26 protein-coding genes and 1 pseudogene are annotated in these 23,483 nt (G+C 40.2%); 14 read left to right on the forward strand and 13 right to left on the reverse strand.

Going from position 1 to position 23,483, the window contains the following annotated elements; genetic code table 11:
- Positions 1-9: 9 nt before the first annotated feature.
- Both lptG and lptF read right to left on the reverse strand, forming a co-directional pair.
- The gene (gene lptG, locus PVK63_RS11690; protein WP_130046905.1) at positions 10-1,086 is read right to left on the reverse strand and encodes an LPS export ABC transporter permease LptG; all 1,077 of its coding nucleotides are present in this window, start codon (positions 1,084-1,086) and stop codon (positions 10-12) included.
- Positions 1,079-2,191 (reverse strand): LPS export ABC transporter permease LptF, encoded by a 1,113-nt coding sequence (gene lptF / locus PVK63_RS11695; RefSeq protein WP_130046906.1) that lies wholly within the window; start codon positions 2,189-2,191, stop codon positions 1,079-1,081. The genes lptG and lptF overlap by 8 nt, the downstream gene beginning before the upstream one ends.
- Positions 2,192-2,381: 190 nt before the next feature.
- Between lptF and pepA the strand changes: the two genes are divergently transcribed.
- From pepA to PVK63_RS11710, 3 genes are all read left to right on the forward strand, one after another.
- Positions 2,382-3,890 carry a leucyl aminopeptidase gene (gene pepA / locus PVK63_RS11700; protein ID WP_130046907.1) on the forward strand — a complete coding sequence of 503 codons (1,509 nt, stop codon included), beginning with the start codon at positions 2,382-2,384 and terminating at the stop codon, positions 3,888-3,890.
- A gap of 95 nt (positions 3,891-3,985) precedes the next feature.
- Positions 3,986-4,429 (forward strand): DNA polymerase III subunit chi, encoded by a 444-nt coding sequence (locus PVK63_RS11705; protein ID WP_130044376.1) that lies wholly within the window; start codon positions 3,986-3,988, stop codon positions 4,427-4,429.
- A gap of 110 nt (positions 4,430-4,539) precedes the next feature.
- Positions 4,540-7,401, forward strand: coding sequence for a valine--tRNA ligase (locus PVK63_RS11710; RefSeq protein ID WP_130087032.1), 2,862 nt, complete (start codon positions 4,540-4,542; stop codon positions 7,399-7,401).
- A gap of 137 nt (positions 7,402-7,538) precedes the next feature.
- On the opposite strand, the gene PVK63_RS11715 is transcribed toward PVK63_RS11710, so the two are convergent.
- Both PVK63_RS11715 and rraB read right to left on the reverse strand, forming a co-directional pair.
- Entirely contained in the window at positions 7,539-8,381 is an 843-nt protein-coding gene (locus PVK63_RS11715; protein WP_130086907.1) for a glycosyl hydrolase 2 galactose-binding domain-containing protein, read from the reverse strand.
- Positions 8,382-8,456: 75 nt separating this feature from the next.
- The gene (rraB, locus tag PVK63_RS11720; protein ID WP_130044378.1) at positions 8,457-8,873 is read right to left on the reverse strand and encodes a ribonuclease E inhibitor RraB; all 417 of its coding nucleotides are present in this window, start codon (positions 8,871-8,873) and stop codon (positions 8,457-8,459) included.
- 182 nt (positions 8,874-9,055) lie between these two features.
- Here rraB and PVK63_RS11725 point away from each other — a divergent pair.
- The 5 genes and pseudogenes from PVK63_RS11725 to PVK63_RS11745 form a co-directional block, all read left to right on the forward strand.
- A pseudogene (locus PVK63_RS11725) lies at positions 9,056-9,388 on the forward strand (arginine deiminase family protein); the annotation flags it as partial.
- A 97-nt stretch (positions 9,389-9,485) separates the two neighbouring features.
- Positions 9,486-10,490: an ornithine carbamoyltransferase gene (gene argF, locus PVK63_RS11730; protein ID WP_130046910.1), complete on the forward strand. Its 1,005-nt coding sequence runs from the start codon at positions 9,486-9,488 to the stop codon at positions 10,488-10,490.
- Between the two features lie 267 nt (positions 10,491-10,757).
- A complete protein-coding gene (gene pyrB, locus PVK63_RS11735) occupies positions 10,758-11,687 on the forward strand; it encodes an aspartate carbamoyltransferase (RefSeq protein WP_130046911.1) in 930 nt (309 codons plus the stop codon).
- Positions 11,688-11,699: 12 nt separating this feature from the next.
- Positions 11,700-12,164 carry an aspartate carbamoyltransferase regulatory subunit gene (pyrI, locus tag PVK63_RS11740; protein ID WP_130087030.1) on the forward strand — a complete coding sequence of 155 codons (465 nt, stop codon included), beginning with the start codon at positions 11,700-11,702 and terminating at the stop codon, positions 12,162-12,164.
- A gap of 116 nt (positions 12,165-12,280) precedes the next feature.
- Positions 12,281-12,670, forward strand: coding sequence for a RidA family protein (locus PVK63_RS11745; protein WP_005417516.1), 390 nt, complete (start codon positions 12,281-12,283; stop codon positions 12,668-12,670).
- A gap of 79 nt (positions 12,671-12,749) precedes the next feature.
- On the opposite strand, the gene idi is transcribed toward PVK63_RS11745, so the two are convergent.
- The 9 genes from idi to mlaF form a co-directional block, all read right to left on the reverse strand.
- Positions 12,750-13,289 (reverse strand): isopentenyl-diphosphate Delta-isomerase, encoded by a 540-nt coding sequence (idi, locus tag PVK63_RS11750; RefSeq protein WP_130086906.1) that lies wholly within the window; start codon positions 13,287-13,289, stop codon positions 12,750-12,752.
- A 73-nt stretch (positions 13,290-13,362) separates the two neighbouring features.
- The gene (locus tag PVK63_RS11755; protein WP_130086905.1) at positions 13,363-14,088 is read right to left on the reverse strand and encodes a 1-acylglycerol-3-phosphate O-acyltransferase; all 726 of its coding nucleotides are present in this window, start codon (positions 14,086-14,088) and stop codon (positions 13,363-13,365) included.
- A gap of 88 nt (positions 14,089-14,176) precedes the next feature.
- The gene (gene murA, locus PVK63_RS11760) at positions 14,177-15,445 is read right to left on the reverse strand and encodes a UDP-N-acetylglucosamine 1-carboxyvinyltransferase (protein WP_130046913.1); all 1,269 of its coding nucleotides are present in this window, start codon (positions 15,443-15,445) and stop codon (positions 14,177-14,179) included.
- 12 nt (positions 15,446-15,457) lie between these two features.
- Positions 15,458-15,715, reverse strand: a complete 258-nt coding sequence (gene ibaG / locus PVK63_RS11765) for a BolA family iron metabolism protein IbaG (protein ID WP_122036590.1) — start codon at positions 15,713-15,715, stop codon at positions 15,458-15,460.
- Positions 15,715-16,035 (reverse strand): STAS domain-containing protein, encoded by a 321-nt coding sequence (locus PVK63_RS11770; RefSeq protein WP_130086904.1) that lies wholly within the window; start codon positions 16,033-16,035, stop codon positions 15,715-15,717. The genes ibaG and PVK63_RS11770 overlap by 1 nt, the downstream gene beginning before the upstream one ends.
- Positions 16,035-16,676 carry a phospholipid-binding protein MlaC gene (mlaC, locus tag PVK63_RS11775; protein WP_130044385.1) on the reverse strand — a complete coding sequence of 214 codons (642 nt, stop codon included), beginning with the start codon at positions 16,674-16,676 and terminating at the stop codon, positions 16,035-16,037. The genes PVK63_RS11770 and mlaC overlap by 1 nt, the downstream gene beginning before the upstream one ends.
- The gene (gene mlaD / locus PVK63_RS11780; RefSeq protein WP_130044386.1) at positions 16,676-17,170 is read right to left on the reverse strand and encodes an outer membrane lipid asymmetry maintenance protein MlaD; all 495 of its coding nucleotides are present in this window, start codon (positions 17,168-17,170) and stop codon (positions 16,676-16,678) included. The genes mlaC and mlaD overlap by 1 nt, the downstream gene beginning before the upstream one ends.
- A gap of 2 nt (positions 17,171-17,172) precedes the next feature.
- Positions 17,173-17,967 (reverse strand): lipid asymmetry maintenance ABC transporter permease subunit MlaE, encoded by a 795-nt coding sequence (gene mlaE, locus PVK63_RS11785; protein ID WP_130086903.1) that lies wholly within the window; start codon positions 17,965-17,967, stop codon positions 17,173-17,175.
- Complete coding sequence (gene mlaF, locus PVK63_RS11790; RefSeq protein WP_165371191.1) at positions 17,960-18,766, reverse strand: phospholipid ABC transporter ATP-binding protein MlaF; 807 nt, start codon at positions 18,764-18,766, stop codon at positions 17,960-17,962. The genes mlaE and mlaF overlap by 8 nt, the downstream gene beginning before the upstream one ends.
- A 200-nt stretch (positions 18,767-18,966) precedes the next feature.
- Between mlaF and PVK63_RS11795 the strand changes: the two genes are divergently transcribed.
- The 6 genes from PVK63_RS11795 to lptB all read left to right on the forward strand — a co-directional run bounded on the left by PVK63_RS11795 (position 18,967) and on the right by lptB (position 23,436).
- Positions 18,967-19,935 (forward strand): calcium/sodium antiporter, encoded by a 969-nt coding sequence (locus tag PVK63_RS11795; RefSeq protein WP_130046918.1) that lies wholly within the window; start codon positions 18,967-18,969, stop codon positions 19,933-19,935.
- A 200-nt stretch (positions 19,936-20,135) separates the two neighbouring features.
- Entirely contained in the window at positions 20,136-21,110 is a 975-nt protein-coding gene (kdsD, locus tag PVK63_RS11800; protein WP_130046919.1) for an arabinose-5-phosphate isomerase KdsD, read from the forward strand.
- Positions 21,110-21,670, forward strand: coding sequence for a 3-deoxy-manno-octulosonate-8-phosphatase KdsC (kdsC, locus tag PVK63_RS11805; RefSeq protein ID WP_130086901.1), 561 nt, complete (start codon positions 21,110-21,112; stop codon positions 21,668-21,670). The genes kdsD and kdsC overlap by 1 nt, the downstream gene beginning before the upstream one ends.
- On the forward strand, positions 21,667-22,230 hold the full coding sequence (gene lptC / locus PVK63_RS11810) for an LPS export ABC transporter periplasmic protein LptC (protein ID WP_130086900.1): 564 nt from the start codon (positions 21,667-21,669) through the stop codon (positions 22,228-22,230). Before kdsC ends, lptC begins: the two co-directional genes overlap by 4 nt.
- Complete coding sequence (lptA, locus tag PVK63_RS11815) at positions 22,211-22,708, forward strand: lipopolysaccharide transport periplasmic protein LptA (protein ID WP_130086899.1); 498 nt, start codon at positions 22,211-22,213, stop codon at positions 22,706-22,708. The genes lptC and lptA overlap by 20 nt, the downstream gene beginning before the upstream one ends.
- A 2-nt stretch (positions 22,709-22,710) precedes the next feature.
- Positions 22,711-23,436 (forward strand): LPS export ABC transporter ATP-binding protein, encoded by a 726-nt coding sequence (gene lptB / locus PVK63_RS11820; RefSeq protein ID WP_130044394.1) that lies wholly within the window; start codon positions 22,711-22,713, stop codon positions 23,434-23,436.
- Positions 23,437-23,483 lie beyond the last annotated feature (47 nt).

Consider the following 23,483-nt stretch of genomic DNA (forward strand, 5'->3'; position numbering starts at 1 on the left):
CTTTTTACGTTAAAGCTTTCTATTTAGTAACCCTAAGGTTATAAATAAAAATATCAAACTGGGCCCTAAAGCGCCGAATATCGGGTGAATGTTGTATACCAATGTCATTGGACCAAACACTTCATTCGAAATATAGAAGGTAAAGCCAGCAATCACACCAGATAAAATACGAGCCCCCATCGTCACACTTCGTAATGGGCCAAACACAAATGAGAGCGCTAAGAGCATCATTACCGCAACCGATATAGGCTGCAGTGCTTTACGCCAAAATGCCAACTCATAACGTGCTGCATCTAACTCTGAATCTTTTAAGTAATTCACATAATCATAAAGACCAGTAAGAGACTGCTCTTCAGGCTTAACCGTTACCACCGCCAACTTATCTGGTGTTAATGTCGTAGCCCAATTCAACGTATCCACTTTCTTTTCACTGATTTTTGCTTCATTTTTCATCTGAGTAATAGAAACATCACTCAGCATCCAACCCGCATCTTTAGATTGATAATCCGCTTTACGTGCAAATAAAATATTATTTAGTTTATGCTCATCATCAAACTGCCATACCGTCACACCGTAAAGCTTAGCTTGATTATCCACTCGGGCTAAATAAATAAAATCATTGGCATCTTTTGCCCAGACCCCAGCTCTTACCGCTGCAATATTACCGCCCGATGTGGCAAATGCTCGTAAATCACGTGCCATCTTTTGTGCTTGCGGTGCGCCCCATTGCCCTAATGCCATGACGATTAACATTAAAGGAATAGCCGTTTTTAGTACTGAGATACCAATATCTAGCTTTGAATAGCCTGCAGCTTGCATTACCACTAATTCAGAGCTTGCAGCTAACATACCAAGGCCGATCAAGGCGCCAAGTAATGCTGCCATTGGGAAAAACATTTCAATATCACGTGGCATACTTAAAATAACAAAATACAACGCATCGAGAAGATCGTATGTCCCTCTACCCACTTTACGTAATTGCTCAACGTATTTGATAATTGAAGATAAACCAACCAAGGTAACCAAGCATAATGCAGAGGTCGCAATGATTGTACGGCCAATATACCAATCTAAAATCTTAAACATGTTTTGGTTTTCTCCGCATTTTTTCTTTCAATTGCCTTACAAACACACTGTCCATTGAGTTCAATACAATTCCGATAATTAATAGCACGGCATTAATGGCCCACAATCCAATATAAGGCGCTAATCCACCATCTTCAATGGCTGACTTTCCTGCACTTAATGATAGGAAATAGGCAAGATACAAAAGAACCGCAGGCCCCAGCTTCGCAAAGCGTCCCTGACGTGGGTTAACGGCAGATAAAGGCACAACAACCATGGTTAATAATGGAATACAAATAATCAAAGAAATACGCCATTGTAGCTCTGCTTTTGCTTCTAACTCACCACGTTTCATTAAATCTAATGTCGGTATCGCATCCCAGTCTCGACGTTTCTCTTTCACATCTTTCTGCCCAATTAAGAGCTCATAGGATTTAAAGTTACTTTCAAGATAATCTAAACGTGTCGGTATCCCTTCATAACGGGTTCCGTCTTGTAAGTCTAAGACCTGACGACCATCAGGAAGTTCTTTAACGACCCCTTTTTCAGCGACGAGTACGCTTGGGCGTAATGACTCATGTGGCACTGGCTGAGCTAAAAATATATTCTCTAGCTGCTTACCATTTTTGTTGCTGATATCATCAATAAATACAACGGCTTTACCATCTGGAGATCGCTGAAACTGACCTTTTTGCAATAAATCAATACCGGCATCCGATTCAACCGTTTCCATTAATTGAGTGGTTTTTTCTTGGCTCCAAGGAGACAACCACAATGAGTTTACCGCCGCAGCAACCCCGGTGATTAAAGCCAGATATAATGCGGCACGAATAAGGATAGAGTTCCCCATTCCTGTCGCATTCATTACCGTTATTTCACTCTCAGCATAGAGACGACCAAAGGTAAGTAAAATACCAATAAAAATACTCAATGGAAGCATCAATAAGCCCATTGCTGGCATATTCAAGCCAACCAAAGACAAAATCAAACCACCAGGAATGTCTCCATCAGAAGCATCCGCTAAAATGCTAATAAACTTTTGACTCATGAAGATCAAAAAAAGCACAAAAAAGATCGCAAATTGACTCTTTAATGTCTCCTTGATCAAATATCTAATAATAATCACGTCGAATCTACCTATAGAAAACTTGTATTTTTGCCAGAATCACTATAATTTCCGTGTAAACCATTTATTTTTTAATCTTTGGCTAGATGTTAGCCTGCGAAATCGGAACACTACATAGTATAGTATCTAACTAGATTTTGCTCATTATCTAACATTTAGTTCTATTTGTCTTTAGGATGTAGGAGTACGCATGGAGTTCAGTGTAAAAAGTGGCAGTCCAGAGAAACAACGCAGCGCTTGTATCGTTGTTGGTGTCTTTGAACCACGTCGTTTATCTCCAATAGCAGAACAGCTCGATAAAATTAGCGGCGGTTACATTAGTTCATTACTTCGTCGTGGTGATCTAGAAGGTAAACCGGGCCAAATGCTGTTATTGCATCAAGTACCAAATATTCTTTCTGAGCGTGTTTTATTAGTAGGTTGCGGTAAAGAGCGTGAGCTTGGTGAACGTCAATATAAAGATATCATCAAAAAAACCATCAGCACACTAAATGAAACAGGCTCTATGGAAGCGGTATGTTTCCTAACAGAGCTTCACGTTAAAGGTCGCGATACGTACTGGAAGGTTCGCCAAGCTGTTGAGTCTACTAAAGACAGCCTATATACCTTTAATCAATTTAAGAGCAATAAACCTGAGACGCGTCGTCCATTACGCAAGTTAGTATTTAATGTACCAACTCGCCGTGAACTAAACTTAGGTGAAAAAGCAATCAACCATGGTTTGTCTATTGCTTCTGGCGTAAAAGCCTCGAAAGATTTAGGCAACATGCCACCAAACGTAGCAAACCCTGCATACTTAGCTTCTCAAGCTCGTCGTCTTGCTGACGATTATGAAACCGTAACGACTAAAGTTATCGGTGAAGAAGAGATGAAGAAACTAGGCATGACGTCTTACTTAGCCGTTGGTCAAGGTTCTCATAATGAATCTATGATGTCGATTATGGAATATAAAGGCCATTCTGATCCAACTGCGAAACCTATCGTACTTATTGGTAAAGGTCTGACTTTCGATTCAGGCGGTATCTCTATCAAACCAAGTGATGGTATGGATGAGATGAAGTACGACATGTGTGGTGCTGCGTCTGTATTTGGTGCAATGAAAGCGCTAGCACAGCTTAATCTACCATTAAACGTTGTAGGTATTCTTGCTGGTTGTGAAAACATGCCAAGCAGTAATTCTTACCGCCCTGGTGACATCTTAACCACGATGTCAGGCCAAACAGTTGAAGTATTAAATACCGATGCTGAAGGTCGTTTAGTGCTGTGTGATGCACTAACTTATGTTGAGCGTTATGAGCCTGAGTGTGTTGTCGATGTGGCAACATTAACAGGAGCTTGTGTTGTTGCACTTGGTCATCATATCAATGGCTTAATCGCAAACCACAATCCTTTAGCTCATGAACTTATTAATGCCTCTGAGCAATCAGGTGATCGCGCTTGGCGTTTACCAATGTCTGAAGAGTACAACGAGCAATTAAACAGCCCGTTTGCAGACATGGCTAACATTGGCGGAAAAGCAGCTGGTACTATCACCGCTGGTTGTTTCCTAGCCCGCTTTGCTAAGAAATACCACTGGGCTCATATTGACAGTGCGGGAACCGCTTGGGTCTCTGGTGCTAATAAAGGCTCTACAGGCCGACCAGTCTCATTGCTTGTCCAGTTCTTACTGAATCGTTCAGGCCAAGAAAACGTAGAATAAATCACTTCGTTTTATGATATAAAGGGCCTCTAAATGGCCCTTTTTTAATACATGCGATTTAGCTTCTTTCCGTCATTTATTAAGTAAGAGAGATTATGAGCCAAGCACTTTTTTATGTCCTTGAACCCACATCCCCAACAGCCACTCAAGATGGACTGTTGAAATTTGTGTGTCAGCTTGCTCATTATTATTATTCTCAAAATGCGAGAGTGTATATATTAGCTCAAGATAAGGAACAGGCTTTATCAATTGATGAAGCGCTTTGGCAGAATGAAGTATCAGAATTTACTCCACACAACTTAATTGGAGAGGGACCAAAATCTGGCTCCCCTATTGAGATTGGTTGGGGAACGTTACGATCATCAGGCCGACGTCATGTCTTAATAAATTTAGCTCAAGAGGTCGCAAATTTTGCGGTTTCCTTTGCTCAAGTGGTAGACTTCGTACCTTGTGAAGAAAAAAGCAAACAACACGCTCGAGAAAGGTATAAAATATACCGTAATGCAGGCCGAGCCATGCAAACCGAGACATTAAAATAGTGCCAATCATCATAGCTAAATGACTCATATACTTGTTCTTTTTAATAATGAGCCATTAATTATGATATTTGGCATTCCACTTTTTAATAGAGATATTCGTGACGAACACTATGGAAAAGACATATAACCCGCAATCAATAGAACAAGCTCTGTACCAGACTTGGGAAGAAAAAGGCTACTTTAAGCCACACGGTGACACATCAAAAGAAGCTTATAGCATCATGATCCCGCCACCAAACGTCACTGGTAGCCTACACATGGGTCACGCTTTCCAAGATACGATCATGGATACACTTATCCGTGCTGAACGTATGAAAGGTAAGAATACGCTTTGGCAAGTGGGTACTGACCACGCAGGTATCGCAACTCAAATGGTTGTTGAGCGTAAGATTGCGGCAGAAGAAGGCAAAACAAAACACGATTACGGTCGTGACGCTTTCATCGACAAAATTTGGGAATGGAAAGCAGAATCAGGCGGCACAATTACGAAACAACTTCGTCGCTTAGGTGCATCTGTAGATTGGGATCGTGAACGATTCACAATGGATGATGGCCTATCTGCTGCAACTCAAGAAGTCTTTGTTCGTCTATACGAAGAAGATCTTATCTACCGTGGTAAGCGTCTAGTTAACTGGGATCCGAAACTGCACACTGCAATTTCTGATCTTGAAGTTGAAAACAAAGACAAAAAAGGCTTCATGTGGCATTTCCGCTACCCACTAGCAAACGGTGTTAAAACTGCTGACGGTAAAGACTACATTGTTGTAGCAACAACGCGTCCAGAAACCATGCTTGGTGATACTGGTGTTGCGGTAAACCCTGAAGATCCTCGCTACAAAGATCTTATCGGTAAACACATCGAACTTCCTATCGTTGGTCGTTTAATTCCTATCGTTGGCGATGAGCACGCGGATATGGACAAAGGCACGGGTTGTGTGAAAATCACTCCAGCTCATGACTTTAACGATTACGAAGTAGGTAAACGTAATAGCCTACCAATGATCAACATCCTAACATTCAACGCGGATATTCGTGATACTGCAGAAGTATTCACAACAAACGGCGAAGAAAGTGATGTTTATAGCACTGAGATCCCAGAGAAATACCGTGGTATGGAGCGCTTTGCTGCTCGTAAAGCCATCGTAGCTGAGTTTGATGAGCTAGGTCTTCTTGAAGAAATTAAAGATCACGATTTAACCGTTCCTTATGGCGACCGTGGCGGTGTTGTAATTGAACCAATGCTGACTGACCAGTGGTACGTACGTACTGCTCCTCTTGCTGAACCTGCGGTTAAAGCGGTTGAAGATGGTCAAATCCAATTCGTTCCTAAGCAATACGAAAACATGTACTTTGCTTGGATGCGTGATGTACAAGATTGGTGTATCTCTCGTCAACTTTGGTGGGGCCACCGTATCCCAGCATGGTACGACAACGACGGCAAAGTATACGTAGGTCGTACTGAAGAAGAAGTTCGTGAGAAAAACAATCTCGCTCCTGTTGTAGTTCTACGCCAAGATGACGATGTACTTGATACATGGTTCTCTTCTGCACTTTGGACATTCGGCACACAAGGCTGGCCTGAAAACACAGATGCACTAAAAACATTCCACCCATCAGAAGTATTAGTATCTGGTTTTGATATTATCTTCTTCTGGGTTGCTCGTATGATCATGATGACCATGCACTTCGTAAAAGACGAAGAAGGTAATGCACAAGTACCATTTAAGACAGTTTACATGACGGGCCTTATCCGTGATGAAAACGGCGACAAGATGTCTAAGTCTAAAGGTAACGTACTTGACCCTATCGATATGATCGATGGTATTGGTCTTGAAGAGTTAGTTGAAAAACGTTGTGGCAACATGATGCAACCTCAACTAGCGAAGAAGATTGAAAAAGCAACACGTAAAACCTTTGAAAACGGTATCGAACCATACGGTACTGATGCTTTACGCTTCACTCTTGCTGCAATGGCTTCAACGGGTCGTGATATCAACTGGGATATGAAACGTCTTGAAGGTTACCGTAACTTCTGTAACAAACTATGGAACGCAAGCCGTTACGTATTAATGAACACAGAAGAGCACGATTGTGGCATGACTGAAGGTGCAGAACTTGAGTTCTCACTAGCAGACAAGTGGATCGAATCTCAGTTTGAAATCGCAGCAAAAGAATTTAATGCACACCTAGAAAACTACCGTCTAGATATGGCAGCAAATACGCTGTATGAATTCATTTGGAACCAATTCTGTGACTGGTATTTAGAGCTAACTAAACCGGTTCTATGGAAAGGTACTGAAGCACAACAACGTGCAACGCGTTACACGCTAATTACGGTTCTTGAGAAAACATTACGTCTTGCTCACCCTGTTCTTCCTTACATCACTGAATCTATCTGGCAGAGCGTTAAGCCGCTAGTTAACGGTGTTGAAGGTGAGACTATCATGACTCAAGCATTACCTCAGTTTAATGAAGAAAACTTCAATGCTGATGTGGTTGCTGATCTTGAGTGGGTTAAAGCCTTCATTACAAGCATTCGTAACTTACGTGCTGAATACGACATCGCACCAAGCAAAGGCTTAGATGTGATGATTAAAGTCGCTGACGAAAAAGACGCTGCGCGTATTCAAGCCAATGAGATTGTTCTGACTTCTCTAGCGAAACTAGACAGCATCAAAGTGCTTGCTGACAATGAAGAGACACCAGCATGTGCAACCTCTCTTGTTGGTAAATCAGAGTTGATGATCCCAATGGCGGGTCTTATCGATAAAGATGCAGAACTTGCTCGTTTAGATAAAGAATCAGCAAAAATCCAAGGCGAGATTAAACGCATTGAAGGTAAATTAGGTAACGAAGGTTTTGTTGCTAAAGCACCTGAAGTGGTTATCGCTAAAGAGCGTGAAAAACTAGAAGGCTATAAAGAAACACTGGCTAAACTAGAAGCACAAAAAGTAACAATCGCTGCGCTGTAAATTACCCTTAATATTATTAAGTTAATTTACTGAAACGCATAAAAAAAAGGTCGATGTGAACGCATCGACCTTTTTTATTATCTAGAGGAAATTCACAAATACTAATCACAATAAGTGATCAGAAATAGCGCTATCAACTATAACGGGAAATGAATAACATTCTCTGTACGACATAAGCCTATTTCTAACTCATGCTGCTGCCCATCCAATGTCACTATTATTGAGTATAAATCATCGGGATTTTGAGCGTTATCATCCCAATATTTTGGCGCCTCAACTTGAAACAATGCAGAAATATGATCGCCTCTTACGTTTACAGGTAACGTCAATGTCATGCCATCAAACTTAACACTTGCTGAGATTAAATCTGGCTTATATGTCTTAAAATAAACATTTACCTTTAACTCACAGCCATGATGCCAAATTTGCTCAACACTAATATGATCTAACGCCAGGTGTGGGATCGGTTGGAAGAAACACACGCCAAAAATACCAATATCATCTTTAATATCAACATCCTGAACAGCACCAAAACGGCGATGATAAGCCTGATTTATTTCACAGACTTGCTCACTAAAGTCATCATCCAGTAACCAATCATCTTCGTCTTCTTCTAAGAATAGAACTTCAAAACGATTACCGCCTAATTGAAGGTAGTCTTTAATATTTTTACGGTAACGCGTCATGTTATCAGTGCAATCAAATACAGCGACACCATTAATTCGAACTTCTGCGTAACGGGAGGTGCCACTCATTACTAATTCAATCGCAGGGTAATTTAGTAAGGTTTCATCCACCTCAAAAAATCGCATCACATGCCACTCTTGATCATTAACTTCAGAAGCAGATAATGACGCATAAGCAGAAGCAATACCTTGCTGAATTGGAATATCTTTAATGGGTAATGAGGTCTCACTGAGCGGTGAAACTTGCCACAGCGCTTGCTCATTATTAAGTAAAATTCTTGAATTGACTGACATATTCATCCTTAAAAAAATGCCCTAGAAGTGGTTCACGTCTAGGGCATATATGTTCTTTTGAATTTTTGCTACGAATTAATCTTCGTCGCCATCTTCAATAACGTCATATTCAGCGTCTTCGCCTTCATAGTAAGTACCCCAACCATCATAGATGATGTCGTGCTTTTCAGCTAGGTTTACTAATTTTTCAACTTGAGCATCAATCACATCAGCGTCTAATGCTGAATCCATTACTGCGTCACAGCATAAGATCTTCGCACCGTCTTCGTCTTCAAGCTCTTCCGCTTCTAGTACTTCAAAGCCCATTTTAAATGCTTCAACAACCGCATTTTCAAGCGCTTTAAAATCTTCAGCCATTAAATGGTGTTCAATCGCATACAGTGCATCCGGCTCACTACCATCGGCTTTTAGCGATTCAATAATTTCACGCGTTTCCGCTTTTTGCAATTCAAGAAATTGCTCAACCGATAGATATTCATCTTCTTGAGACATAGTAAGACTCCACACTGTATTAAATAATAAATGAGTAAGTAGCCATTATAGCCTGACCAACTCAAATCCCCTAATACTTCAATAATTAAAGAATAATCCCCTACTATACGGTATGATTTCTCTTACTAGCTGTAGATATTAGAAAGGAATCTTATGAATAAGCTATTTGTTGGCTCTGAAATTGGTCAATTACGCCTTGTGGTGAACAGCACCTTGCGATTAAAGAGATGCCTAATTTTCAAAATGTATTAATGGCAGCGTTAGATCTCGATGAGTTGAATATCATTACGACTGGCGGGGATAGCTATGAAGCCGAACGAGAGCAATGGCACGATGCCAATAACGTGCTGACCATAAAACCTGGCGTTGTCGTAGCGTATGAGCGTAATACTTATACCAATGAGAAATATGACAAAGCTGGTATCAAGGTTCTTCCAATTACAGGCGATGAATTAGGCCGTGGTCGTGGTGGTGCGCGTTGCATGAGTTGTCCAATAGAAAGAGACGGCATTTAGCCTCAATATAAAATAAATTAAATATAAATTCACATTATATGCATTTATATGTTTAAATGAATTTTATCGGATTAGCATGCATGGCAAGGAGCACACGATGGCTTTTAACTTACGTAATAGAAATTTTTTAAAACTATTAGATTTTTCCCCTAAAGAGATTGCACATTTACTTGAGCTATCTGCTGAGCTAAAAAAAGCAAAATACGCGGGGTATGAGCAACCTCGCCTGTCAGGTAAAAACATTGCACTTATTTTTGAAAAAGCCTCTACTCGCACACGCTGTGCCTTTGAAGTTGCCGCTTTTGATCAAGGAGCAAGAGTCACTTATCTTGGCCCGTCTGGCTCTCAAATTGGTCAAAAAGAATCAATGAAAGATACCGCTCGTGTACTCGGACGCATGTACGATGGCATCGAATACCGCGGCTTTGGTCAATCGATTGTTGAAGAACTGGGTGAGCATGCTGGTGTTCCTGTATGGAATGGATTAACTGATGAATTCCATCCAACTCAAATTTTAGCTGATTTTCTTACTATGCAAGAATATGCAAATGGTAAGCAATTAAACCAACTTACTTTTGCATACCTTGGTGATGCACGTAATAACATGGGAAATTCTCTTATGGTTGGTGCCGCTAAAATGGGCATGGAGATCCGCCTTGTTGCACCAAAACAATTTTGGCCAGAAGAGGAACTCGTTGCTCAGTGCCAAGACATTGCGAAGCAAACAGGGGCTAAAATTGTGCTGACCGAAGAGGTACAACAAGGCGTGAAGAATTGTGATTTCTTATACACTGACGTTTGGGTTTCTATGGGAGAAGCACCCGAAGCTTGGGATGAACGTGTCGCCTTAATGACCCCTTATCAAATCAATATGGATGTGATTAAAGCAACCAATAATCCGAACGTAAAATTCATGCACTGCCTGCCAGCCTTCCATAATGACGAGACAACAATAGGCAAAGAAATTGCAGATAAATATGGCATGAATGGGCTCGAAGTCACTGATGAAGTCTTTGAATCTGACTACTCTATTGTATTTGATGAAGCAGAAAATAGAATGCATACCATCAAGGCTGTTATGGTTGCAACACTAGGGGCTTAATCCCTCTTGTTTTAAAATGTAATCAAAAGAAAATTTGATGCAAACGCTTGCTTAGAATTTCGATACGAGTATAATCCCGCGCAATTTATTAGGAAATTGTGATGTTATTGACTTATCTTCATACAGTGGTTGACCATGTATCTGCACTAGCAAAGTGTGGTGGTCCCCTATTTTTTGAGTTTCCTAATTAACGATTTTTTAAAGCCTCCTATTTTATAGGGGGCTTTTTTTTGACTTCAATATGATAAATAAAAGGGAAGAGAGACTATGGCTAACTCGCTATACCAAAAGCACATCCTTTCTATTCCAGAACTTTCTCGTCAAGAGTTAGAACTGATTGTAGAAACTGCAGGGAACATTAAAAAAGAACCTCAACCTGATTTATTAAAAAATAAAGTGGTTGCTAGCTGTTTTTTTGAAGCGTCAACTCGTACCCGTCTTTCTTTTGAAACCGCAATTCAACGCTTAGGTGGCTCTGTTATCGGTTTTGATACTGCAGGCAATACTTCCCTTGCTCAAAAAGGTGAAACACTGGCTGATTCAGTTCAAGTGATTACCTCTTATGTTGATGCTTATGTTATGCGTCATCCAAAAGAAGGGGCTGCACGTTTAGCTTCTGAATTCTCTAACGGTACTCCAGTTATTAATGCAGGCGATGGTGCAAACCAACACCCGACGCAAACACTATTAGACTTATACACCATCTATGAAACCCAAGGCCGTTTAGATAATCTAAACATCGCTTTTGTAGGGGATTTAAAATACGGTCGTACCGTTCATTCATTAACCCAAGCATTAGCAAAATTTAATGGTATTAAGTTCTTCTTTATCGCACCTGAAGTCTTAGCAATGCCAGATTATATCTGTGAAGAGTTAGACGAACTTGGCATTGAATATCAAGTGCTAAATAGCATGGATGAAGCAATTCCTGAGTTAGATATTCTGTATATGACTCGCGTTCAAAAAGAACGCTTTGATGAATCAGAATACGCGCACATTAAATCTGCTTATATCCTATCTGCAGAAAACCTAACGCCTGCACGTAATAACTTGAAGGTATTACACCCGCTACCTCGTGTTGATGAGATTGATACTGATGTTGATAGCACGCCGTATGCTTACTATTTCCAACAAGCAGAAAATGGCGTTTATGCTCGACAAGCTTTATTAGCTCTTGTTCTTAACGAAACACTTTAGGGAGAAATGATGATGCCTAACAAAACTCAATTACGCGTTGAAGCAATTAATAACGGTACGGTAATCGATCACATCCCTGCAAACATTGGGGTAAAAGTACTTAAACTGTTTCAAATGGATAAGACAGCAGAGCGAGTGACGATTGGTTTAAACCTTCCCTCTTCTGCGTTAGGAGCGAAAGATTTACTTAAAATTGAAAATACGTTTGTCACGCCAGAGCAAGCGAGCAAATTGTCATTATATGCGCCACACGCAACAGTAAATCAAATTGAAAATTATGAGGTCGTGAAAAAAATCCCTCTTGTTCTTCCTTCACACATTACTGGGGTATTCGAGTGCCCAAACAGTAACTGTATTACTCATGGTGAGCCGGTTGATAGCAGTTTTAAAGTTATCACTAAAAAAGATGATATCCATTTAAAATGCAAATACTGTGAAAAAGTATATTCACGCGAAGTGGTTACTGATTTAAATTAATCTCATACTTAGTTCAATATTTTTCAGCCTCAGATCTTCTGGGGCTTTTTTATTGATAAGGTTTGTTTTATATTGGATTTATTGAACCTAATACCAATCAAAAAGGAATCATTACAATGACTAAAGTTCTTCATACAGACAATGCACCTGCTGCAATTGGCCCATACATTCAAGGTGTTGATCTTGGTAATATGGTACTAACTTCAGGCCAAATCCCTGTAAACCCTGCGACAGGTGAAGTGTCTGATGATATTGCAGAGCAAGCTCGCCAATCTTTAGAGAACGTTAAGGCCGTTGTAGAGGCTTCAGGCCTAACGGTATCTGATATTGTAAAAATGACCGTTTTCGTAAAAGATCTGAATGACTTTGGCACAGTAAACGAAGTGTATGGCAACTTCTTTGATGAGCATAAAGTAGCGAACTACCCTGCACGTTCTTGTGTTGAAGTCGCTCGTCTTCCAAAAGATGTTGGTATTGAGATTGAAGCGATTGCTGTTCGTAAATAATTAACACCAGCAATGCAGTAAATCAAGTAAGGCAGTCATTGGTATCACTAATCTCTGCCTTATTTTTATGCCAATACAATTAATTCGATAAATATTGTGTCGCTTTATCAAAAACCGTTTCAAACCATACAGAAAATACAGTAGGATTATTTGTTAATTCTTGCTTAATGCGGCTCTGGCTCCACCACTGAATATCACTCACTTCATCAGGATTCAGCGTAAATTCCACATCAGGTGTATTAGCCAGTAATATGTAGTCTTGCTCATGTTCACTCAATCCATTCTCCAACTCAGCTTGATAAATAAACCAACCTAGATTTTCAAACACATTAGCGTTAACACTCGTAATACCTATCTCTTCTTCCAATCGTCTCTCGCCAGCAAGCTCGACCGATTCATGTAACCTTGGATGAGAGCAACAAGTATTACTCCACTTTCCTTTACTGTGATATTTACAGTCTGCACGCTTCTGTAATAGAAATTCATACTCATCTTCTGTTTTTCGATACAGCAAAACGGAAAAAGCCAAGTGCAATAACCCTTTTTGGTGGGCTTCTAGCTTTTCCATGGTCCCAATGGTTTCACCTTGTTGATTTACAAGGATAACTTGTTCAGTCATTTTTATTCTGCACACTAAATAAAAAGGGCATATAGCAAGCCATACACCCCTTAATAATTATTATAATTAAAATTTAAGCTTGGTTACGCTCGGCAACTTCTTTATTTAATTCTTCTAGCTTAACTTTCATTTGTTCACGACATTCGTTTGCAAAATCACGTACGTTATTTTTGTCGTAACCGTCAGTACTTATTGGAGGTAAAATTTCAACAATAACAGTGCCGTTATTCCAACGATTTAATTTAACGCCATCAGTGCTACTACATACAATTGGAGTTACTGGTACTTCAGCAGCAAGCGCGGCATGAAATGCGCCAGTTTTAAATGGCAATAAACCACGACCACGTGAACGAGTACCCTCTGGAAACATCCAAACAGACACATTACGTTTTTTAATATTGTCAGCAACTTGAGCAATCGTACCTACCGCTTTACTGCGATTGTTACGGTCAATCAAGATATTACCAGTGATCCAATATAACTGACCAAACAGTGGCATCCACGCTAAGCTCTTTTTACCAACCGTTACTGTACGAGGCTGGATAGCACCAGAAACAGTAAATAGATCCCAGTTATTCTGGTGATTGGCAATGTACAAACTTGGGCCTGCATTTTTTACACTATCAGGAACGCGTACTTCAAGTTTAATACCAAACACTCGTGACATACGAGCAAACCACAAGCCAAACGTATAAACGTGTTTTGGATTTCGTGGGCTAAGTAAACAATAGCCACAACCAAATACAAACGTAAAGACAGCAAAGATAGCCAAAGCAACTAGGCGTAACAATGCGATCATAAGTGTTTCTCCTACATACAAACAATAAAAAACCGGGTCATTATATACCCGGTTTCCGCTTAGCTTTTTTAGCAAACTAATCTATTGATTAGATTTCGCTGCTACGAACTCTTTCGATGTTCGCACCTAATGCGGTTAACTTATCTTCGATCTTATCATAACCACGGTCGATATGATAAATACGATCAACAATTGTTTCACCTTTCGCTATACAACCAGCAATAACAAGGCTTGCAGAGGCACGTAAATCCGTCGCCATCACTTGAGCACCACTTAAACCATCAGTATCACCACAAATAGCGGTATTACCTTCGATTTCAGCATGAGCGCCCATGCGTTGCAGTTCAGGAATATGCATGAAACGGTTTTCAAAAATCGTTTCAGTAATAATGCCTGGGCCTTTTGCCATCATGTTTAGCAAAGTAAACTGTGCTTGCATGTCTGTTGGGAATGCAGGGTGTGGTGCTGTACGGATATTTACCGCTTTAAGCTCACGACCAGTCATATCCAGGCTAATCCAATCTTCACCCGTTTCAACTTTTGCACCGGCTTCTTCAAGCTTAGCAAGAACGGCTTCAAGTAGATGCGCTTTTGTGTTCTTACAAACAACTTTACCGCCAGATACCGCAGCAGCAACTAAGAAAGTCCCGGTTTCAATACGGTCAGCAACCACTTCATGATAACCACCACCAAGACGCTCTACGCCTTCGATAGTAATAGTATCTGTACCCATGCCTGATACTTTCGCACCAATCGCATTTAGGAAGTTAGCAGTATCAACGATTTCAGGTTCACGCGCTGCGTTTTCTAAAATAGTTTTACCTTCAGCCAATGTTGCTGCACACATTACAGTGATTGTTGCACCAACACTTACTTTATCCATTACGATATGAGCGCCTTTCAGACGACCATCAACTTCCGCTTTAACGTAACCTTCTTCAAGCTTAATCGTTGCACCAAGTTGCTCAAGTCCGTGAATATGAAGATCAACAGGACGAGCACCGATAGCACAACCACCAGGTAACGACACTTGGCCTTTACCAAAGCGAGCAACTAATGGGCCAAGCGCCCAAATTGATGCACGCATCGTTTTTACAAGATCATACGGTGCACAGAAATCATTAACGCCGCTAGCATCAATATGAACTGAACCATTACGAGAAACATTAGCACCTAGGCGTTGTAATAACTCCATAGTTGTATCTACATCACGTAATTTTGGAACGTTTGCAACTTCTACTGGTTCTTCAGCCAGCAGTGCTGCAAATAAAATTGGCAGTGCAGCATTTTTTGCACCAGAAATCGTAACTTCTCCAGAAAGTGGTTGTTCACTTCCTTGAATTCGAAACTTATACATTCAAAGGGCCTCTTAGAATAAGCTATTTAATTTTTTATCACGTGCCCACTCTTCCGGAGTAAACGCTTTTATTGATAGAGCGTGAATGGTATTTGTTGAGATGTGTTCCATCAAAGGTCCGTAGATGGTTTGTTGTTTTTTAACTCGGCTCATTCCATTGAACGATTCATCCACAGCAATAACTTCAAAATGGCTTCCTTCACCTTTAACGTGAATCTCTTGAAGTTGAAGTGCTGCGTCTAATAATTCTTTAATCTCGGCGCTTTCCATTACTCTACCTTTTGCGTTATTAAGTGATCAGCAAACAATGATTCCACATTACTTAATTGAATTAATGTAATGAGCTGATCAGGGACGAAAGCTAGCATTATATGACAGTTTTGATTTTTTGCATGCTCTATTAGGTGTAAAAGTAACACTACCCCTGCTGAGTCAATGCGATTAACGTGACCTAAGTCTACCTTTACTTGTGTTGATTTAGGTTTCCATTCTGTCAATTCTTTCCAAATATTCGGCACAGTCTCACGATCAAGGGCTCCATTTAGATGAATTTCATCTATTTTCGTCTCACATAAGTCCACCATTAGCATTATTTACTGCCTTCTAGGCGAATAGGTTGCTGCGCTAAAGACGCCAATTCTTTACTTACTGAGCTAATGCCTTCTTTGCGAATTTTACCATTCCACTCTGACTGCTTGGTGGATAAAAGACTGACGCCTTCGGCAACCATATCAAATGCCTGCCACTCTCCCGTTTTCTTATTCTTACGCAGTTTAAAATCCACTTTTACCGTTGGGCGGGCAGAATCTAAGATATCAACACGAACGCTGATAATTCTTTTACCCTCAGGTATTTTTTTCGCTTTTTCTAATACAATTTGTTGGTTTGTATATAGCGTTAATACTTGAGCATAAGATGACACTAAATAATCACGAAACGCAGTAACAAACTCAGCACGTTCTTCTGGTGAGGTTTTCTTTAAATGAGTGCCTAATAACTTATAAGCGGCATATCTCACATTGACGTATGGCATTAACTCTTCATCAACCACCGTTTTTAATACATTAGGATCAGACTGAATCGCAGCTTGCTCTGCTTTCAAGCGTGCAAACGTCATTTCAGATACCTGAGCCATCATTTCGTATGGTTTTGTTTTATCGATATCTTGAGCCTGAACTGTACCTGTAAATAAACTTACTATAAGGGCAAATAGGCTAATCCACTGTTTCATTACTCATTCTCACTTTTCTCTGACGAATCACCACCAATGCTATACAGCACTTGGCCTATCATATCTTCTAGAACTAAAGCCGATTTAGTGTCTTCTATATAATCACCGTCTCCAAGCATATCAATGTCTTCATCAATAAAGCCAGGTACTATGCCTATGTATTGTTCACCAATTAATCCTGAGGTTAAAATTTGTGCCGCAGAGGTTTCAGGAAAAGAACCAAATTGTTTATCGATCTCCATGCTTACTATTGGTAAATAACTTTCAGTATCTAGCGTGATGCCTTCTACACGCCCAACCACAACACCACCAACTTTTATAGGCGAGCGTGACTTTAAACTGCCAATATTATCGAACTGAGCATTTAGCGTATAATACTCACCACTGCCACCACTTCGAACATCCGCAACTTTAAGTAATAGCATGAGTAACGCTGCCATTCCGGCTAATACAAAAAGGCCAACAAAAAATTCTACTTTACGTGTCTGCTGCATAATTAATTCCCAAACATCAGTGCTGTCAGCACAAAATCAATTCCTAATACCGCCAGTGACGAATGCACTACCGTTCGTGTTGTTGCCAGCGAAATACCCTCAGACGTTGGCGTCGCATCATAACCATTAAATAAGGCAATCCACGTAACTATAAACGCAAACACCACACACTTAATTAAACTGTTTACGATGTCATAATGCACATCAACTGATGACTGCATTAATGACCAAAAGCTACCATAATCAATCCCTTTCCATTCAACACCGACAATTTGACCGCCCCATATTCCTACCGCCATAAAGATCATTGCAAGTAATGGCATTGAGATAATTCCAGCCCATAATCTCGGTGCAATAACACGGCGTAGAGGATCAATCGCCATCATTTCCATACTTGAGAGTTGCTCGGTGGTTTTCATTAACCCAATTTCTGCGGTTAAAGCAGAGCCAGCGCGCCCTGCAAATAATAATGCCGTAACCACTGGCCCTAGCTCTCTTAATAAAGATAAAGAGACAAGCTGCCCTAAACTGGTTTCAGCACCGTAATCAACCAAGATAATGTAGCCTTGTAAGCTGATAACCATTCCGATAAATAAGCCAGAGACGACAATAATAACTAAAGAGCGAACCCCAACGGAATACAGTTGCGTTAATAGCAATGGAAACATTTTGAGGGGTTGAGGCTTTGAAATCAAAGCGCCTAATAACATGAACGTCGCACGCCCAAATGCTTCGCAAACCGATAAAGTACGCTTACCAAGTTGCTCGATAGATGAGATAAGAGAAAAGTTACTCATAAGAAAACAACACCTCATTTAATGGTTTGGCTGGGAACCGAAAAGGGACAGGGCCATCAGAACGCCCATCCAAAAACTGCCGAACTTGAGGATCTGGATTCTCTTCTAATTCTTTTGGCGAGCCTTGAGCAATGACTTTTCCATTTGCTAATAAATAAACATGATCCGCAATACTCATGACTTCTGGTACATCATGAGAGACCACCACTGAGGTCAAACCTAACGCATCATTTAAATTACGGATCAAATCAACCAAGACCCCCATGGTTATTGGGTCTTGGCCAACAAAAGGTTCGTCATACATAATTAAATCAGGATCTAATGCAATTGCACGAGCTAATGCTGCACGACGCGCCATGCCACCCGATAACTCACTCGGCATTAAATCAGAAGCACCGCGCAACCCTACTGCTTCGAGCTTTAATAGCACTAAAGTACGAATAAGTTCTTCTGGTAATCGAGTGTGCTCTCGTAATGGAAAAGCCACGTTATCAAAGACACTCATATCAGTAAAAAGTGCCCCTGATTGAAATAGCATGCCCATTTTTTTTCGAGCTAAATAAAGCGCCTTTCTGCCTAGTTTAGGAATATTCCACTCTTCAAAATGAATATCTCCAGACTCAGGTAAAATCTGCCCACCAATCAGTCGTAATAGTGTCGTTTTACCTATCCCTGACGGCCCCATAATGGCGGTAATTTTTCCTTTTGGGACAGACAAACTAATGTCATCAAAAATCACTCGCTCACCACGTTTAAAAGTGAGGTTTTCTACTTTTATTAAGGTTGTTTCGTTATCCATATCAATATAATTCATTTAAAATCACTTTCTAACAACACCTTCATTAGTATACGTTAAGTTACCGATCCCATTTCTTTTTTTTAACATTCTTGCGAGAATCCCTAAGTAAAGGAGTCCTTTTCTCTTTCCTTTTTGTCAGATAAGCGTCAAAATTGTTCCCCTCAACTATAAAATATCTTCTACAAAAGGAAATTAACACAATGACAGAGCTGCTCATGCCAACTCTACTTCTTATTGTCGGCCTCTCTCTGCTCGTTTGGGGCGCTGATAAACTGGTATTTGGTTCTGCTGCATTAGCGAAAAACTACGGTATCTCTCCTCTTGTGATTGGTATGACTATCTTAGCTATGGGCTCATCCGCACCTGAAATGATGGTATCAGCCGCAGCAGCATTAGATGGTAAAACAGATACCGCAGTAGGTAATGTAATAGGCTCAAACATTGCGAACATTGCGTTAATTTTAGGTATTACCGCTATTATTAAGCCTCTTGCTATTAGCTCTGGTATCATTCGTCGTGAACTACCACTCATGTTGATTGTGACCTTGTTAGCAGGCGCTATCATGTATAACAACTACCTTGGTTTTTACGAAGGGGTATTATTAATTGTACTTTTTGCTGCCTTTATTATCGCGATGCTTTATATCAGTAAAAGCGAACAACAAAATGGGGATATCCTTCTCGAAGAGCAAGAGTCTGAAATTCCTGAAGGCGTAGATAATAAAATTGCCTTATTCTGGGTTGTTGTTGGGCTTATTTTGCTACCCGTTGGTGCAAATATGCTGATTGATAATGCCGTTGTTATTGCTAAATTCTTTGGCATGAGTGATCTAGTGATCGGCTTGACGATTATTGCATTAGGCACAAGTCTTCCTGAACTGGCTGCGTCTGTCGCGGGTGTATTAAAAGGTGAAGATGACATGGCAGCAGGTAATATTATTGGCTCTAACGTTTTCAATATCCTTGCGGTTATGGGGCTACCAGCACTTATCAACCCATCAGCAATTAGCCCTGATTTAATGAGTCGTGATTTTTATGTCATGATGGGCGTTTCTGTTTTATTGCTATTTATGGCACTAGGTAAGAGTCGCAGTATTAACCGAATTGAAGGCGGTGTGTTAGTGACATGCTTCTTGGTATATCAAGGCTACCTTTTTTACACAATATAAGCGTACTCTCATTTAAAAAAATATAGGTTTGTTAATTAGTAAACACACGTTATTAATTAACAACCCATACTCATTTCATTTATTCATCCTCATAACCATCCCCACTAGCTTGAACTACCTCTGGTATATGGCATAATAATTGTATACGCTACTCATCCAAATCATACATCTGTTATAACCAAAATAAAGGTGGTACCCCGATGGCAACTCAGTTTGATTTCTGCACTGCAGGAAAAAATGTACTTCAAATTGAAATAGATGCACTCACTCAACTGAACAACTACATTAATGATGATTTTGCTAAAGCATGCCAATTAATGTTGGAATGTAAGCGTAAAGTAGTTGTAATGGGCATGGGTAAATCGGGCCACATAGGTAATAAAATTGCAGCGACATTAGCAAGTACAGGCACCCCCTCTTTCTTTGTGCACCCAGGTGAAGCAAGCCATGGAGACTTGGGGATGATAGAAAAAGGCGATGTAGTAATTGCCATTTCAAACTCAGGTGAAGCGGGTGAAATTTTAGCGCTATTACCGGTTATTAAGCGCCTTGGTATTACATTAATCACCATGACAGGTAACCCTGATTCAAGCATGGCAAAAGTAGCCGATGTAAACTTACAAATTACCGTACCTCAAGAAGCGTGTCCTTTAGGGTTAGCGCCAACGTCAAGTACCACAGCAACTCTTGCTATGGGTGATGCTTTTGCTGTCGCTCTACTGCAAGCAAGAGGGTTTACTGCGGATGATTTTGCCTTATCTCACCCAGGTGGCGCACTTGGCCGTAAATTACTGCTATTATTGTCTGATATCATGCACAAAGACGATGAACTGCCAATGGTAACGAAAGACGCTCTAATTAAAACAGCACTGCTTGAAGTGTCTGAAAAAGGATTAGGGATGACAGCCATTGTTGATAACGAACAAAAAGTCATTGGTATTTTTACTGATGGTGATTTACGTCGTTTATTGGATAATCGAGTTGATATTCACACCCAAACAATTGGTGAGGTGATGACACACTCTCCAGCCGTTGCAAATCCAAACCTGCTGGCAGTTGAAGGCCTGAACTTAATGCAAGATAAGAAAATTAATGGCCTACTGTTATGCGATGAAAACCATCGTTTAGTCGGAGCACTTAATATGCACGATTTACTAAAAGCGGGAGTAATGTAATGACAACTAAATTCATTTCAACACTCTACGGTAATGTCGACGAAACCGTGTTTAATATCGCAAAAGACATTAAATTACTTATCTGCGATGTTGATGGCGTTTTTTCTGACGGCCTAGTTTATATGGGTAATGATGGTGAAGAGTTAAAGACCTTCCATACTCGCGATGGCTACGGTGTTAAATCATTAATGTCTGCGGGCGTAGAAATCGCCATCATCACAGGACGCAATTCTAAAATTGTAGAAAACCGTATGACGGCCCTTGGTATTAAACTAATTTATCAAGGACAAGATAATAAACTGCAAGCCTATCAAGATATTTTAACTAAACTCAATGTCGCGCCTGAGCATACTGGGTATATTGGTGATGATCTTATTGATTGGCCAGTAATGGAAAAAGTTGCCTTGAAAGTCTGCGTGTCAGATGGACACCCATTACTTGCGCAACGTGCAAACTACGTTACAACCATTAAAGGTGGTCATGGTGCTGTTCGTGAAGTCAGTGACCTTATCCTTGAAGCCAAAGGCGAACTTGAGCAGCATAAAGGTTTAAGTATATGACCTTGAAACACCTTTTCATGACAATATTATTGATGATCTCCAGCTGGTCTGGCTATTACTTGTATTACGAGTACGCTCAAAATAATCAGCAAGTAACTCCTGATCAACAGGTTCCTGTTTTTACTGGTAGAGACATCAGCAATAATAATTATGACGAAAGTGGTGTTCGTAATTACCAAATTGATGCCAAAGCCCTAGAGCGTTTTGCTAAAACCGGTGAAACTAATTTTACCACTCCACACCTTTTTGTTTTTAAAGATGGAGAACTCAAAGAGTGGGAAATTATTTCTGATCTTGGCGTCCTAAATAAAAAGCATGAGCTCTATTTAAGCGGGAATGTCATTGTCAAAAACTTACTGCCAGGCGCAGCGTTCGACACGATGACGACCGATAGCATAACAATAGAGCTTTCCACAAAAGATTTTTCGACAGAAGATGTCGTTAACTTAGTTGGTCCGACGTTTGAAACCACCGGCGTAGGCATGAAAGGTAACTTTACTAGCCAACAAACGACCCTATTAAAAAATGTACAAGGTATCTATGAAGCTTTCACACGTTAGTCTACTTGCTGGCTTATTGTTAAGCTCTCCAAGCTGGGCATTAAGCAGCGACACAGAGCAACCAATTCACATTAATTCAAATTCACAAAACTTTGATATGCAAAGTAATCAAGTGACATTTATTGGTGATGTAACACTAAAACAAGGCAGCATCGAAATTTTTGCTGACAAACTTATCGTTATTCGCCCTCAAGGAGAAGAAGGTCGTGAGATCTTAGAAGCGTATGGTAAACCGACACGCTTTAGCCAATTAACTGATGATGGTAAAACTCTTAAAGGTAAAGCCAATAAACTGCGTTATGAATTAGAAAAAGAATTTCTAAAAATGACGGATAACGCAGAATTAACTCAAGACGATAGCATCATTAAAGGTAAAGTGATTACCTACAATATGAAGACTCAAAAATTAATTGCTGATGGTGGCAAAAACGAACGCGTTACGACCATACTTCAGCCTAGCCAATTGAATAATAAATAATTATGGCCATTTTAGAAGCAAAAAACCTCGCAAAAACATACGGCAGCCGTAAAGTGGTTACCGATGTGAGCTTGACGGTTGAATCAGGAAAGATTGTGGGTTTACTTGGACCAAATGGTGCAGGTAAAACGACCTCTTTCTATATGATCGTAGGTCTTGTCTCTCGTGATGAAGGCTCTATCACTATCGATGGTGTTGATATTTCATTACAGCCAATGCATAACAGATCAAAAATGGGCATAGGTTACCTACCTCAAGAAGCCTCTATTTTTAGAAAACTGTCTGTTTTTGATAATATTATGGCTGTTCTGCAAACCCGTAAAGATTTATCAAAAGCAGAGCGCTTAGATAAGCTTGAAGAGCTATTAGATGAGTTCAACATTCAGCATATTCGTAACAGTAATGGTATGGCGCTTTCAGGTGGTGAACGTCGTCGAGTTGAAATTGCGCGCGCACTAGCTGCAAATCCAAAGTTCATTCTACTTGATGAACCTTTTGCTGGTGTCGATCCTATTTCTGTAATCGATATCAAAAAAATCATTCAACATTTACGAGATCGCGGTTTAGGTGTGTTAATTACAGACCATAACGTTCGTGAAACACTTGATGTATGTGAGCACGCTTATATCGTAAGCCAAGGCCACATGATTGCCAATGGGACTCCTGACCATGTATTAAATGATGAACACGTTAAACGCGTTTATCTTGGTGATCAGTTTAAGTTGTAATTTATATAAAGGTATCACTATATAATGAAAGCATCTCTTCAGTTAAA

Source organism: Aliivibrio sp. S2TY2 (assembly GCF_028765525.1).
Taxonomy (GTDB): domain Bacteria; phylum Pseudomonadota; class Gammaproteobacteria; order Enterobacterales; family Vibrionaceae; genus Aliivibrio; species Aliivibrio finisterrensis_A.

What these genes read in the sequence shown, in the direction of transcription:
- argF (WP_130046910.1), top strand. Translation starts at nt 9,486, where the DNA reads ATGGCTTTTAACTTACGTAATAGAAATTTTTTAAAACTATTAGATTTT.
- PVK63_RS11715 (WP_130086907.1), bottom strand. Translation starts at nt 8,381, where the DNA reads ATGTCAGTCAATTCAAGAATTTTACTTAATAATGAGCAAGCGCTGTGG.
- PVK63_RS11755 (WP_130086905.1), bottom strand. Translation starts at nt 14,088, where the DNA reads ATGATCGCATTGTTACGCCTAGTTGCTTTGGCTATCTTTGCTGTCTTT.
- pepA (WP_130046907.1), top strand. Translation starts at nt 2,382, where the DNA reads ATGGAGTTCAGTGTAAAAAGTGGCAGTCCAGAGAAACAACGCAGCGCT.
- PVK63_RS11710 (WP_130087032.1), top strand. Translation starts at nt 4,540, where the DNA reads ATGGAAAAGACATATAACCCGCAATCAATAGAACAAGCTCTGTACCAG.
- ibaG (WP_122036590.1), bottom strand. Translation starts at nt 15,715, where the DNA reads ATGGAAAGCGCCGAGATTAAAGAATTATTAGACGCAGCACTTCAACTT.
- kdsD (WP_130046919.1), top strand. Translation starts at nt 20,136, where the DNA reads ATGGCAACTCAGTTTGATTTCTGCACTGCAGGAAAAAATGTACTTCAA.
- lptA (WP_130086899.1), top strand. Translation starts at nt 22,211, where the DNA reads ATGAAGCTTTCACACGTTAGTCTACTTGCTGGCTTATTGTTAAGCTCT.
- murA (WP_130046913.1), bottom strand. Translation starts at nt 15,445, where the DNA reads ATGTATAAGTTTCGAATTCAAGGAAGTGAACAACCACTTTCTGGAGAA.
- mlaC (WP_130044385.1), bottom strand. Translation starts at nt 16,676, where the DNA reads ATGAAACAGTGGATTAGCCTATTTGCCCTTATAGTAAGTTTATTTACA.
- PVK63_RS11705 (WP_130044376.1), top strand. Translation starts at nt 3,986, where the DNA reads ATGAGCCAAGCACTTTTTTATGTCCTTGAACCCACATCCCCAACAGCC.
- pyrB (WP_130046911.1), top strand. Translation starts at nt 10,758, where the DNA reads ATGGCTAACTCGCTATACCAAAAGCACATCCTTTCTATTCCAGAACTT.
- lptB (WP_130044394.1), top strand. Translation starts at nt 22,711, where the DNA reads ATGGCCATTTTAGAAGCAAAAAACCTCGCAAAAACATACGGCAGCCGT.
- kdsC (WP_130086901.1), top strand. Translation starts at nt 21,110, where the DNA reads ATGACAACTAAATTCATTTCAACACTCTACGGTAATGTCGACGAAACC.
- mlaF (WP_165371191.1), bottom strand. Translation starts at nt 18,766, where the DNA reads ATGGATAACGAAACAACCTTAATAAAAGTAGAAAACCTCACTTTTAAA.
- PVK63_RS11745 (WP_005417516.1), top strand. Translation starts at nt 12,281, where the DNA reads ATGACTAAAGTTCTTCATACAGACAATGCACCTGCTGCAATTGGCCCA.
- mlaD (WP_130044386.1), bottom strand. Translation starts at nt 17,170, where the DNA reads ATGCAGCAGACACGTAAAGTAGAATTTTTTGTTGGCCTTTTTGTATTA.
- mlaE (WP_130086903.1), bottom strand. Translation starts at nt 17,967, where the DNA reads ATGAGTAACTTTTCTCTTATCTCATCTATCGAGCAACTTGGTAAGCGT.
- PVK63_RS11795 (WP_130046918.1), top strand. Translation starts at nt 18,967, where the DNA reads ATGACAGAGCTGCTCATGCCAACTCTACTTCTTATTGTCGGCCTCTCT.
- lptG (WP_130046905.1), bottom strand. Translation starts at nt 1,086, where the DNA reads ATGTTTAAGATTTTAGATTGGTATATTGGCCGTACAATCATTGCGACC.
- idi (WP_130086906.1), bottom strand. Translation starts at nt 13,289, where the DNA reads ATGACTGAACAAGTTATCCTTGTAAATCAACAAGGTGAAACCATTGGG.
- PVK63_RS11770 (WP_130086904.1), bottom strand. Translation starts at nt 16,035, where the DNA reads ATGCTAATGGTGGACTTATGTGAGACGAAAATAGATGAAATTCATCTA.
- rraB (WP_130044378.1), bottom strand. Translation starts at nt 8,873, where the DNA reads ATGTCTCAAGAAGATGAATATCTATCGGTTGAGCAATTTCTTGAATTG.
- lptC (WP_130086900.1), top strand. Translation starts at nt 21,667, where the DNA reads ATGACCTTGAAACACCTTTTCATGACAATATTATTGATGATCTCCAGC.
- pyrI (WP_130087030.1), top strand. Translation starts at nt 11,700, where the DNA reads ATGCCTAACAAAACTCAATTACGCGTTGAAGCAATTAATAACGGTACG.